At 69.0% G+C, this 13,418-nt stretch carries 5 protein-coding genes; 3 read left to right on the forward strand and 2 right to left on the reverse strand.

Annotated features, from left to right (window positions below; translation table 11 throughout):
* The first annotated feature begins 81 nt into the window (after positions 1-81).
* From ACFPMG_RS15770 to ACFPMG_RS15780, 3 genes are read left to right on the forward strand one after another with little or no spacing between them, the layout of a single operon-like run.
* Positions 82-2,553 carry a TonB-dependent siderophore receptor gene (locus ACFPMG_RS15770; RefSeq protein WP_376996054.1) on the forward strand — a complete coding sequence of 824 codons (2,472 nt, stop codon included), beginning with the start codon at positions 82-84 and terminating at the stop codon, positions 2,551-2,553.
* Positions 2,554-2,603: 50 nt separating this feature from the next.
* Complete coding sequence (locus ACFPMG_RS15775; protein WP_376996055.1) at positions 2,604-3,764, forward strand: PepSY-associated TM helix domain-containing protein; 1,161 nt, start codon at positions 2,604-2,606, stop codon at positions 3,762-3,764.
* 44 nt (positions 3,765-3,808) lie between these two features.
* Complete coding sequence (locus ACFPMG_RS15780) at positions 3,809-3,946, forward strand: hypothetical protein (protein ID WP_376996057.1); 138 nt, start codon at positions 3,809-3,811, stop codon at positions 3,944-3,946.
* A 146-nt stretch (positions 3,947-4,092) separates the two neighbouring features.
* Here ACFPMG_RS15780 and ACFPMG_RS15785 read toward each other — a convergent pair whose 3' ends face one another.
* Together ACFPMG_RS15785 and ACFPMG_RS15790 are read right to left on the reverse strand one after the other, a co-directional pair.
* Positions 4,093-12,198: a DUF4347 domain-containing protein gene (locus tag ACFPMG_RS15785; RefSeq protein ID WP_376996059.1), complete on the reverse strand. Its 8,106-nt coding sequence runs from the start codon at positions 12,196-12,198 to the stop codon at positions 4,093-4,095.
* Between the two features lie 346 nt (positions 12,199-12,544).
* The coding region (locus ACFPMG_RS15790; protein WP_376996061.1) for a LysR family transcriptional regulator at positions 12,545-13,418 on the reverse strand (874 nt) is incomplete at its 5' end.

A 13,418-nucleotide genomic window follows, 5' to 3' on the forward strand; every position in this document is an offset into this window, starting at 1 on the left:
ACGCAATCGCAGAAAGCGGCGCGCTCTCTCACCGGACGACAGAGGCGAGCGATGACATCGGTGAAGTGTGAAGCGACGGGTGTGACGAACGGACGCCGGGACAGCGTCCAGGGCGGCCGGTTGGGGCGGGTGATCATGGGGCGCCTTCTGGGGCGGCTCCTGGCGACGACGATGCTGATCGTTCCGGGCCTTCTGCTGTCCAACGCCCCTGCGGCGATGGCGCAGTCGATCCCGGCCGGCCCGGTGACCTTCGCCATTGCGCCACAGTCGGTGGACGGGGCGCTTGCCGCCTTCTCCACCGCCACGCGCATCCAGGTGCTGACCCCCGGCGCTGTGACCCAGGGCGTCAATTCTCCCGGCGTCAGCGGATCGATGACCGCGCGCGAGGGGTTGAACCGTCTGCTGTCCGGCACCGGGCTGGCCGCCCGTTTCCTCAACGCCGAAACCGTGACGGTCGAGCGCGTGGCCGCCGGCGACGCCGTCCTGCTCAATCCGGTGCAGGTCGAAGGAAGCCGGGGCGGCGCCGGTCCCGGCGCCCTGCCTCCGGCCTATGCCGGCGGTCAGGTGGCGCGTGGCGGGCGCATCGGCGCGCTGGGCAACCAGGACGCGATGGACGTTCCGTTCTCCGTCACCAGCTACACCGCCGAAACCATCCGCAATCAGCAGGCGGACACCATCGCCGACGTTCTGGCCAACGACCCGGCGGTGCGCAGCAGTCTCGGCTACGGCAATTTCTCCGAGAGCTTCGTCATCCGCGGCTTCCAGCTGGCGGGGGAGGATCTGTCGGTCGACGGCCTCTATGGCACCGCTCCGCGCCAGATCGTCGCCACCAACATGTTCGAACGGGTGGAGGTGCTGAAGGGCGCCAACGCCTTCCTGAATGGCGCGGCCCCCAGCGGGTCCGGCATCGGCGGCGGCGTGAACCTCGTTCCCAAGCGGGCGGAGGACGAACCGCTGACCCGGCTGACCGCCAGCTACGCCATGGACAGCCGGTTGGGCCTGTCGGCCGATGTCGGGCGCCGGTTCGGCGACGCCAACCAGTTCGGCGTGCGCGCCAACGCCGCGGTCCGCGGCGGCGACACCGCCATCGACGACGAGGAGCGGACGCTGAGGCTCGGCTCCCTGGCGCTGGATTACCGCGGCGAGCGCGCCCGCGTGACGCTCGACGTCGGCACCCAGACCCAGCGGGTGGAGCAGGGCCGCCCCGTGGTCTATGTCGGCAGCTTCGTCCCGGCGGTGCCGTCGGCCTCGCAGAATTACGCGCAGCCCTGGAGCTATTCGCGGATGCGCGACACCTTCGGCCAGATCCGCGCCGAATACGACCTCCTGCCCAACCTGACCGCCTACGGCGCCTTCGGCCTGCGCAGCATGCGCGAGGACGGCGACTATGCCTCCCCCACCATCACGCGGCCCGACGGCACCGGCACGGTCCGGCGCCTGACCGTCCCGCGCGAGGATGACACCGTCACCGGCCAGGGCGGCGTCCGGGCCGATCTGCAGACCGGCCCGTTCAGGCACCAGCTGAACGCCGGAGCCTCCGCGCTGCGGACGACCAACAACAACGGCTTCGAGTTCGGCACGACCTCCGCCATCAACCTCTACAACATGGTCGGCTTCCCGCGCCCGGCGACGACATCGTCCAGCGGCATGGTCGGCGATCTGCCGAAGGTCAGCGAGTCGGTGCTGCGCAGCGTCTACGTGTCGGACACCGTGTCGATCCTGAACGACCGGGTGATGGTCACCGCCGGTCTGCGCCGGCAGAACATCCAGGTTCGCGGCTACAACCGGGCCAACGGCGCCCGCACCTCCGACTACGACCAGTCGGCGCTGACGCCGGTGGTCGGGCTGGTGGTGAAGCCGGTCGAGGAGCTGTCGCTTTACGCCAACCGGATCGAGGGGCTGGCGCAGGGGCCGACCGCCCCGTCCACGGCGGTCAATTCCGGAGAGATCTTCGAGCCCTACCGGTCGGTCCAGTACGAGGTCGGCGGCAAGCTGGACTTCGGCAGCTTCGGCGGTTCGCTGTCGCTGTTCCAGACCACGCAGCCCAGCGGCGTCACCGACGCGTTCACCCGCATCTACAGCGTCTCCGGCGAACAGCGCAACCGCGGCATCGAACTGATGCTGTACGGCGAACCGGTGCAGGGCGTCCGGCTGCTCGGTGGCGCCACCTTCATCGATCCGGAGCTGAGCGACACCGGCAGCGCCGCGACCGAGGGCAAGGACGCCGTCGGCGTGCCGCGCCACCAGTTCAACGCCAACGTCGAATGGGATCTGCCCTTCCTTCCCGCGTCCTTCCCCACCGTGACGCTGACCGGGCGCGTGATCCACACCGGGTCGCAATATCTCAACACCGCCAACACGCTGAAGATTCCCAGCTGGACCCGCTTCGACGTCGGCGCGCGCATGGTCGCCGACATCCAGAACCGTCCGGTCACCGTCCGGGCGGCGGTCGAGAACGTGACCGACAAGGCCTATTGGGCGTCGGCCTCCGGCGGCTACCTGAGCCAGGGCAGCCCGCTGACGGCCAAGCTGTCGGTATCGGTGGATTTCTGAGGATGGGTTTTCGACCGGCGAAGCGATGACGGCGGCATGAGGGGGCTCCGATGACCAACCGAACCATCCGGATTTGGACTCTGATCCACAAATGGACCAGCCTGATCTGCACGATCTTCATGCTGCTGCTGTGCCTGACCGGCCTGCCGCTGATCTTCCATGACGAGATCGAGGCACTGACGGCGGAGGACACGCTTCCACCCATGCCGGCCGACACGCCCTTGAAGTCGCTGGACGAGGCGGTGGCCTCGGCGCTGGCCACCTACCCCGGCGAGCGCCCGCTGTTCCTCAGTTTCGACGTGGACCGGCCGGTGGTGAACGTCACCACCGGTCCGGGGGCCCGCCCTCCGGTGTCGCAGATGCACATCTCCGCCATCGACCTGCGCACCACGCGGATTCTGGCCGACCTGAACGACGACGATGGTTTCATGCATGTGATGCTGCGCCTGCATGTGGACCTGTTCGCGGGGCTGCCCGGCGAGTTGTTCCTCGGCTTCATGGGCTTCCTGCTGTTCCTGGCCACCCTGTCGGGGGTCGTGATCTATGCCCCCTTCATGCGCAAGCTGTCCTTCGGCACGGTGCGGGCCGGGCGCGGCGGGAGGCTGAAATGGCTCGACCTGCACAACATGCTGGGCATCGTCACGCTGATGTGGGTGGTGGTGGTCGGATTGACCGGCGTCGTCAACACCTTGTCCGTGCCGCTGGTCGCCTATTGGCGCGCCAACGAGCTTGCGGCGATGATCGCCCCCTATGAGGGCAAGCCGGTTCCGGAACGCTTCGCCTCGGTCGACGCGGCCGTCCGCACCGCCATGGAGGCCGCCCCCGGCATGCGGCCGCAATTCGTCGCCTTCCCCGGCGTGCGCTTTTCCAGCAACCACCATTACGCGGTGTGGTTGAGGGGAGCCACGCCGGCCACCAACCGGATCCTGACCCCCGCCCTGATCGACGCGGAGACGGGGGCCTTCACCGACATGCGCTCCATGCCCTGGTACATGCTGGCGCTGCGGTTGTCGCAGCCGCTGCATTTCGGCGACTATGGCGGGCTGCCGATGAAGATCCTGTGGGCGGTGCTGGACCTGCTGACCATCGTCATCCTTGGCAGCGGCCTGTATCTGTGGATCGCCCGCCGCCGCCATGCCCAGGGCCGTGCCCGGGATGATGCCGCCCCGGGCTCCGGCCTGCGCGTCACCGCCGGAGAGGCTGCGGAATGACGCCGCGCGCTCCTTTCCGACCGCTGGCGATCTTCGGGATTCCCATGGCGATCGCGCTTGTCACCACCGCCGGGCTGATCACCGCCCTGCTGGATGACGGCGTCATGGACGCCGTGTCCTGGGCAGCACTGTCGGTCCCCGTGCTCACCGCGGTTTGGTCCTGGCGCAAGCGCAAGCGCTGAGAGCGGTTCCTCCTGTCGCCGACGGTATTCGGGCCGGCGCATTCCCGGTGATGCTCCGCTGCCGCGGTGCAACAACGTTTCGGTGAACTGGAACGGGCGGCACGGGCGGGCGACCTCCGGGTTGCGGGGGCCGCCCAACCGCCCGATCAGGCGAACCAGCGCGCGACATCCCCGGTCTGGCCCTGGATGGTGACGCTGCTGCCGGGGCTCAGGTCGAGCACCGTGCTGCCGCCGACGACCCGCGCCGAGGCGATCACGCCGGCGAGGCTGATCGAGCTGTCGGTCAGGGCGAGCCGGTCGGTGCCCGCGGTGAAGTCCATCACCACCGATCCGCCGCCCCCGGCGCCGAGCGCGAAGAGGTCGCTTCCCGCCCCGCCCCACACGGTGTCGGCCCCGTCGATGAGGAAGATCACGTCGTCGCCCTCCCCGCCGTCGATGAGGTCAGCCCCGGCCCCGCCGAAGAGGGTGTCGTTGCCGGCCCCGCCGAACAGCGTGTCGTTGCCGTCGCCACCGTCCGCGATGTCGTTCCCAGCCTCCAGCGACAGCCGGTCCATACCGGCCCCGCCGAAGAGGGTATCGTTGCCGTCGCCGCCGAAGAGGGTGTCGTTGCCGTCGCCACCGTCCGCAATGTCGTTGCCGGCCTCCAGCGACAGGATGTCGTCGCCCTCCTGGCCGAACGCGACGTCATCGCCATCGCCACCGAAGGCAGTGTCGTTGCCGCCCTCACCGAACATGACGTCGTTGCCGGCACCGCCGGCCATGATGTCCCGGCCCTCACCGCCGATCACCCAGTCGTCGCCGTCTTCGCCGAACAGGATGTCGTCGCCGGTGTCGCCGAACACATAGTCGTTGCCGGTGCCGCCGCCCACCGTGTCGTTGCCGGCTCCGCCCATCACGGTGTCGTTGTCCTCGCCACCATGAACGACGTCATCGCCGTCGTCACCGGACAGCAGGTCGTTGCCGGTGGTCGAGGCGATGGTGTCGTTGCCGCCGCCGCCCGACAGCGTGTCGTCGCCGGGCCCCATCCGCATGAACTGGGCGCTGGAGTCGCCGTAGGCCGCGTTGTTGCCCTCGCCGCCGCCGATCCGCGCCTCGCCCAGGACCACGGCGATCGACACGTTGTCGAGGTTGACTTCGGTGCTGCCCGCGGCCTGCCGGGTGTCCAGCACGACCGCCGCGACTCCATCGCCCTGATCCGCCGTGCCGCGGATGGTCACCGGGCCGGTCGGCGCGCCGCCGGAACTGGCGGTCACCACGATCTGCCGCACCGTGACCGGCGTGGAGGAGCCGAGGGAGCCGGTGGCCGCCGGCATTTGGCTGGCGATCTGCTGCAGCGCGGCCTTTTCGGTCTCGTCGGAACTGGCGGCGAGCATCAGCAGGCTGCTGCTGAGCGTCTGGCCGGCCACCAGGCTGCTCTGCTGCGTCGCCGGGCCGCTGGCAACCAGCCGGGTGCCCGCCGACACGCTGGCCGTCAGCATGGGCTCGCCGTCGTCTTCGGTCTGGTCGGTCAGCACCACCTCGGCGGACGCACCGGCCTGTTCCGACACTGCCTCGACGTCCACCCGCTCGTTGCCGTCGCTGTCCACACCGCTTTCGTTGGTGACGTTGGTGCCGGAACCGGTCTCCACCGTGCGGAAGCGCTGGGTCACGTCGAGCGGAGCGGAGCGGTGCCCGTCGGCGTCCACCGCCACCAGGATCAGGTCGGTCAGCGCGTTGCTCGGCAGCGGCACGTCGATCGTGAAGGCCGTCTCCCCGTCCCCGAGCTGGACCGAGGTCAGCAGCGTGTCCTCCGGATCGAGGACGCCGTCGTTGTCCAGGTCGCGCCACGCCTCCACCTTCGAACCGGCGTCGGCGGTGCCGGTGAGCCGGGCCGTGGGGTCGCCGGTGGTGCTGTCGTCGCGGGTGGCCGTGGCCAGCGCGATGGACGGCGGATCGTCGTCGGCGTTGCTCAGCGCCACGTCCGCCGGATCGAGCCCGGCGTAGCGGCTGTCGGTGCTGGCGATCGCGCCGAGCACGAGGTTGTAGGCCTGCGCGCCATCGTTCACGCTGTCGTCCAGGCCGGTGACCGTGACCGTCTGCGGGGTGTCCCAGTTGGCCGCGGTGAAGGTCAGGCTGCTGACCGAAATCTGCGCCTCGCCGGGCCTTGAGACGGACAGCGGAATGGTCACGTCGCCGCGCGGGCGGGTCGCCAGGACGATGGCGACGGTGACGGCGCCGCCGGCCTCGCTGGTCACCAGCCCGGACGGGGTGGCGGTGACGCCTGCCGCACCCAGCGTGTCGATGGAGAAGGTGGGCGAGGACGCCGTGGCCGCGGGCGCGTTGCCCGCCGCATCGCTCCATCCGGTGCCGAGCGTGACGGTGCGGCCGGTCGCCTCCACGTCCAGATTGGGCGTCAGGGTGGCTGTGTAGACCAGCCCATTGGAGCCCGCCTGGACCGTCAGGTTGGACAGGGTGGCGTCGCTCACCGACAGATCGTCGAGCGCGAAGCCGACCGGAGCCTCGGAGAAGGTGATGGTGAGGGTCGCGCTCCTCGTCTCGTCCAGGCTGGTGTCGCTCAGCGTCAGGGTGGCGGACGGGACGCCGGTGTCCACCGTGACGGTGAAGGGCGAGGAGGCCGTGGAAACATTGCCCGCGGCATCGGTGGCCGTGGCGGTGAAGCTGTGCGTGCCCGCCGGCAGAACCGTGCCGGTGTAGTCGAAGGTCCAGGCGCCGGACCCGTTGGCGTTCGCCGTGCCGATGGAGTTCCCCCCCAGCTTGACGGTCACCAGGGCGTTGGCCTCCGCCGTGCCGCTCAGCACCAGTGTGGTGTCGTTGGTCAGGTGGTCGCTGGACGAGCTTCCGGTGTCGCTGGAGAAGCTGCTGATGGCCGGCGCGGCGGGGGGCGCGTTGTCCACCGTGGCGTTGGTCGTGTCCGCCCGCGTGGTGACGTTGCCCGCATTGTCGGTCACGGTGACCGAGACGTTGCGGTTGGCCGCCTCCAGCGAACCGCCGGTGATGGTGTGGGTGGCCGTCCACACGCCGTTGCTGTTGGTCGCCGCGACCGCGGAGCCGCCGCCGAACTGGCTGAAGTCCACCGTCACGCCGGCCAGCGTGTCGGTGTTGTTGTCGCCGGCGAGCGTGTTGTCCCAGGTCATGGTGACCGTGTCACCGGCCTTGTAGGCGCCGCCCGGGCCCGAACCCCCGGAGATGGAAATCGCCGCGTCCGTCAGTGTGGGGGCGACGTTGTCCACACTGGCGTTCGTGCCGTCCGCCCGCGTGGTCGTGTTGCCGGCGTCATCGGTAACGGAAACCGAAACATTTCGGCCTGTGGCGTCGATGGAGCCCGCGGTGATGGTGTAGGTGGCGGTCCAGACGCCGTTGCTGTTGGTCGCCGTGACCGCGGAGCCGCCGCCGAACTGGCTGAAGTCCATCGTCACGCCGGCCAGCGTGTCGGTGTTGTTGTCACCGGCGAGCGTGTTGTCCCAGATTGCGGTGACCGTGTCGCCGGTCTTGAAAGAACCGCCGGTTCCGGTCCCACCGGAGATCGAGATGTTCGCGTCGGTGACGGTGGGGACGAGGTTGTCCAGCGTGGCGTCGGTCGTGTCGGCCCGCGTGGTCGTGTTGCCGGCGTCGTCGGTGACGGTCACGGAGACGTTCCGGTCCGTCGCGTCGACGGAACCGCCGGTAATGGTGTAGGTGGCCGTCCAGACTCCGTTGTTGTTGGTCGCGGTGACCGCGGAGCCGCCGCCGAACTGGCTGAAGTCCACCGTCACGCCGGCCAGCGTGTCGGTGTTGTTGTCACCGGCGAGCGTGTTGTCCCAGGTCGCTGTGACCGTGTCACCGGTCTTGAAAGCGCCGCCGGTTCCGGTCCCCCCGGAGATCGACAGATTCGCGTCGGTGACGGTGGGGCCGACGTTGTCCACCGTGGCGTTGGTCGTGTCGGTCCCCGTGGCCGTGTTGCCGGCGTCGTCCGTCACGGTGATCGAGACGTTGCGGTTGGCGGCGTCGATGGAGCCGGCCGTGATGGTGTAAGTCGCCGTCCAGACGTCGTCGGTCTGGCTCGCCGCGACAGCGCTGCCGCCGCCGAAGGCGGAGAAATCGAACGTCACGCTGGTCAGGGAGTCGGTGTTGTTGTCACCCCCCACCATCTTGTTGTTCCAGGTCGCGGTGACGGTGTCGCCGATCTTGTAGACCCCGCCGGTTCCGGTCCCGCCGGAGATCGCGATGAAGCTGTCCCTCGCCCACGGTTCCCGGTCGTCCACGACGGCGTTGCTGCTGTCGATGCCGGTCTTCTTATTGCCCGCGTCGTCGGTGGCGGTGACGGACACATTGCGGCCCGTGGCGTCGATGGAACCGCTGGCGATCGTGTAAGTCGCCGTCCAGACGCCGTTGCTGTTGGTCGCCGCGACCGCGGTGCCGCCGCCGAACTGACTGAAGTCCACCGTCACGCCGGCCAGCGTGTCCGTGTTGCCGTCGGCGGTGCCGTTCCACGCCACGGTGACGGTGTCGCCGATCTTGAACGCCCCGCCGATCCCGGTCGCGCCGGAGATCGAAATGTTCGCGTCGGTGACGGTGGGCGCGATGTTGTCCGCCGTGGCGTTGCTGGTGTCCGCCGTCGTCGTCACGTTGCCGGCATCGTCGGTGACGGTCACCGAGACGTTGCGGTTGGTGGCGTCGATGGAGCCGCCGGTGATGGTGTGGGTCGCCGTCCAGACGCCGCCGTTGTTGACGCCGGCCACCGCGCTGCCGCCGCCGAAGGCGGAGAAATCGAACGTCACGCTGGCCAGCGTGTCGGTGTTGTTGTCGCCGTTGAGGAGCGTGTCGTCCCAGGTCGCGGTGACGGTGTCGCCGATCTTGTAGGCGCCGCCGGTTCCCGTCGCGCCGGAGACCGACATGTGGCCGTCGGTCACCGTGGGAGCCTGGTTGTCGACCGTGGCGTTGGTCGTGTCGGCCGTCGTCTTCGTGCCGCCACCCGCCAGCGAGGCGGAGACCGAGACGTTGCGGCTCGTGTCGTCGATGGAGCCGCCGGTGATGGTGTAGGTCGCCGTCCAGACACCGTTGCTGTTGGTCGCCGCGACCGCGGTGCCGCCGCCGAACTGGCTGAAGTCCATCGTCACGCCGGAGATGGTGCCGGTGTTGTTGTCGCCCTGCGCCGTGTTGTTCCAGGTCGCGGTGACGGTGTCGCCGATCTTGTACGCCCCGCCGGTGCCGCTGCCGCCGGAGATCGCGATGTTCCCGTCCGTCACCGTAGGCACGGCGACGTCCATCGTCGCGTTGGTGGTGTCCGCCGTCGTCTTCACGTTGCCGGCGTTGTCGGTGGCGGTGACCGACACGTTGAGATTCGCGGTGCCGCCGGGTGCCGCCGTGATGGTGTGCGTCGCCGTCCACACGCCGTTGCTGTTGGTCGCCGCGACCGCGGTGCCGCCGCCGAACTGGCTGAAATCCACCGTGACGCTGGCCAGCGTATCGGTGTTGTTGTCGCCGCTGACCGTGTTGTTCCACGTCATCGTGACGGTGTCGCCGATCTGGTAGGCGCCGCCGGTCCCCGTCCCGCCGGAGATGGAAATCGCCGGATCGGTGACCGCGGGGGCCTGATTGTCCACGATGGCGTTGGCGGCGTCGGCGGTGGTGGTCTTGTTGCCGGCGTTGTCGGTGACGGACACGGACACGTTGCGGCTGGTGGCGTCGATGGAGCCGGCCGTGATGGTGTAGGTGGCGGTCCAGACGCCGTTGCTGTTGGTCGCGGCGACCGCCGAACCGCCGCCGAACTGGCTGAAGTCCATCGTCACGCCGGCCAGCGTGTCGGTGTTGTTGTCACCGCTCAGCGTGTTGTCCCACGTCGCCGTGACCGTATCGCCGATCCTGTAGGCCCCTCCGGTGCCGGAACCGCCGGAGATGGCGATGTTGGCGTCGGTCACCGTGGGCGCCACGTTGTCCAGCTTGTGGTTGGCGGTGTCGGTCAGCGTCTTGCTGTTGCCGGCGTTGTCGGTGACCGTGATCGCGACGTTGCGGCCAGTGGTGTCGAGGCTGCCGGCGGCGATGGTGTAGGTCGCCCGCCACACGCCGCCGCTGTTCGTCATGGCAACCGCGGAACCGCCGCCATACTGGCTGAAATCCGCTGTCACGCTGGCGATCGTGTCGGTGTTGTCGCTTCCGTCGCCGCTGCCGCTGTTGTCCCAGATCGCCGTCACCGTGCTGCCGATGCGCAGCGTGCTGTTCGTGCCGACCAGCGACGCCTGGCCCGCCATGTTGCCCAGCGTCAGCGTGGGCGCCACATTGTCCACCGTGGCGTTGGTGCCGTCGGCTTGGGTGGTGCTGCCCGAGGCCGTGGTCGCGGTGACCGACACATTGCGGTTGGTGGCGTCGATGGAGCCGGCCGTGATGGTGTAGATCGCGGTCCACACGCCGTTGTCGTTGGTCGTGGCGACCGCCGAACCGCCGCCGAACTGGCTGAAGTCCATCGTCACGCCGGTGACGGCGGCGGTGTTGTTGTCGCCCTGCGCCGTGTTGTTCCAGGTCGCGGTGACGGTGTCGCCGATCTTGTACGCGCCACCGGTGCCGGTACCGCCGGAGATGGCGATGTTCCCGTCCGTGACGGTCGGACCGGTCTGGGCGACCCCCATCCGGATGTCGGCGAAGGAGCCGTTGTCGGTGACCGAGAAGGTCGTCAGGCTCGGCGCGTTGGTGAAGGTGATGACGACATCGCTCCCTCCACCGAAGGTGCCGTTCTTGTCCCAGTCCACCGTCAGCGTCTTGGTGCCGCTGTCGTATTGCAGATGGCTGGAGGAGAAGGCCTTGACGGCGCCGCCGGTCAGCCGGATGACATCGCCGCTTTCCAGCGTCTTGATGATGTCGCCGTTGGGGTCGAGGAAAACGTCGTCCCCGGCGCCGCCGTCGAGCACGTCGGTTCCGGCCTCGCCGTTCAGGGTGTCGTTGCCGGCCCCGCCGTTGAGCGTGTCGTCGCCGTTGCCGCCTTTGAGCGAGTCGCCCTGCGCCGTGCCGGTGAGCACGTCGGCCCCGCCGCCGCCATTCATCGTGAGGCCGCCCGAGAGCGTCACGGCGGACGCGTCGATTTTCAGCCCCGTGGTGGTGGTCTGACTGCTGTATCCGCCCGTGATGGCAACGGTGAGGGTGTTGTTCGAATCCGTCAGGGTGCCGGGAAGAACCAGCGTGTCGCCAAGCGTCGTGCTGTAGAAGCGGATGAAGTCGTTGCCGTCTCCGGTGTCGATGACTTCGCCGGCGCCGAGTTCGGAGCCGCTGGTGTAGCCGATGATGTCGTTCCCGGCTCCGCCGACGATGGAATCGTTTCCAGCTCCGCCGACGATGGTGTCGTTTCCATCGCCGCCCTGGATTGTGTCATCGCCGTCACCGCCCTGGATCGTGTCGTTGCCGGCTTCGCCGTTGAGCACGTCGTTGCCGGCGCCGCCCACGATGCTGTCGTTGCCGTCACCTCCGTTCACGGTGTCGTCGCCGACCTCGCCGTACAACTTGTCGTCGCCCGCGCCACCGTCCAGGCTGTCGTTCCCATTGCCACCCATCAGGCTGTCGTTGCCGTCGCCGCCGATGATGGTGTCGTTGCCGTTACCGCCGTTGATGGTGTCGGCGCCGTCGCCGCCGAGAAGGCTGTCGTTGCCGTCGTTGCCGTTGATCACGTCGTTGCCGGCGGTGCCGGTCAGCGTGTCGTTGTTGGCGCCGCCGGTGAGGGTGTCCAGTGCATAGGCATAGCTTTGAAACGCCAGGGGCGAGGCTTCCAGGCTTCCGATTCCGGCTTCCAGGGTCCAGTTCGCCCCGATGGCGAAGCTGCCCGTCCGATCGGTGGAGGCGGCGACATCGGCTCCGGTCGCTTCGGCCAAGGCGGCGATGAAGGACGTGCCGTCTCCGCTCGCCACATCGCAGCCGTAGAACAGAAGGTCGCCCTCGTCCGCCAGCGCGCCGCCGAGCGCGGCCAGTTCGGCGGAGCGGTCCGCCACGGCGGCGGTGTCGAGCAGGAGCGCGCCCAGCCGGACCTGCCCAGCGGCGCCGTGGCTCAGCACATGGATGGCGTCATAACCCGACCGCCCCGCCGCCCAAGCCGCCATCTGGGCCAGCCCGTCCACCGAGCCGTCCAGGAGCACGACCTCGATCCCGGCTGCCACGCCCGCCGCGAGCGTCTGCCAGTCGGCAAGGCCGGTATCGATGAACACGGCCTCCTTGCGCCCGCCGTCGGCGGTGGGATCGGCAGGATGCAGAATCGACCGGGTGACGGTGGAAGCGAAGAGGTTGGTCGTGTCCATGTTTGCGCCCTTGCTGTTTCCATCGCTTAGGGCAACCGGCCTATCGCATTCTCGTTGAGGTTGTTATACAATAGATAGATTGCCTACAAACTTCTATCTATCAGAAGGCATATTGCTTGTTCAATCGACAGAGTGTCGCCGTCAAACATTGTGAAAGGTTGTCACAACGCAACAATATGTCGCATTTTCCGACAGGCGGCTCGGAACAGGACACGGCTCCGTCGCTCACCAGTGTTTGATCAACGCGGCCGGAGTGCGAAGAGAAGGCCAAGCATGCACAACGCCGGTTCCGTCGTCTGCCTCCGCGCGCCGCACCTCAGCCACCGCCCCTTGCGTCGCCGGCAGGTCAGCGTGCCGGCACCGGGTCGGTGGCGAACTCCGCCGTGAACAGCGCGACCAGATGCTCGATCACCGCCCGCACCCGCGGCACGTCGCGCAGGTCCGGGTGCAGAACCAGCCACGCTTCACGCTCCAGCGGCGGGGCATCGCAGGGCACCGGCAGCAGGTCTGGTTCCCCCGCCGCCAGCCACAGGGGCAGCAGCGCCACCCCGAATCCCGCCTTCGCCGCCGCGAGCTGGGTCTGCAGGCTGTTGGAGCGGAAGGCGACGCGGCGCCCGGCCATGTAACGGGCCAGCCAGACCGCCTCCGGCAGCTCGGCCAGCGCCTCGTCGTAGCCGACCACCGCGTCGGGCGCCCCGGCGGCGGCGAACAGGCCGTAGCCCATGGTGGCGAGCCGCCGCGCGATCAGGTCGCCGCGCTGCGGCCGGGCGAGCCGGATGGCGATGTCGGCCTCCCGCCGCGCGAGACTGAGCGAGCGGTTGTCCACCGTCACCTCCAGGTCGATTCCCGGATGGCGGGCACGGAACGGCCCCAGCCGCGGCATCAGGAAACGGTCGGCCAACGCCGGGGTGGTGGTCAGCCGGACGGTGCCGGTCAGCCCGGCCTCCCGCCCGCCCTGGCTCGACACCTGGCGCAGGATGGCCAGCGCCCGCTCGTCCATCCCGTCGGCCAGCGCCAAGACCGCCTCGCCGTCGGCAGTCAGGCTGTAACCGTCGGCCCGCCGATCCACCAGACAGCGGCCCAGCCCCTCCTCCAGTGCGGCGACCCGGCGCCCGACCGTCGCGTGGCTGATCCGAAGCGCGCGCGCCGCCGCCGACAGGCTGCCGGTGCGGGCAAGCTCCAGGAAGATCCGCAGATCGTCCCAATTCAGGGTCGCTGTC

Source organism: Azospirillum himalayense (assembly GCF_042657465.1).
GTDB lineage: Bacteria > Pseudomonadota > Alphaproteobacteria > Azospirillales > Azospirillaceae > Azospirillum > Azospirillum himalayense.

Coding starts and splice junctions, on each gene's coding strand:
- ACFPMG_RS15775 (WP_376996055.1), top strand. CDS start 2,604: ATGACCAACCGAACCATCCGGATTTGGACTCTGATCCACAAATGGACC.
- ACFPMG_RS15780 (WP_376996057.1), top strand. CDS start 3,809: ATGGCGATCGCGCTTGTCACCACCGCCGGGCTGATCACCGCCCTGCTG.
- ACFPMG_RS15785 (WP_376996059.1), bottom strand. CDS start 12,198: ATGGACACGACCAACCTCTTCGCTTCCACCGTCACCCGGTCGATTCTG.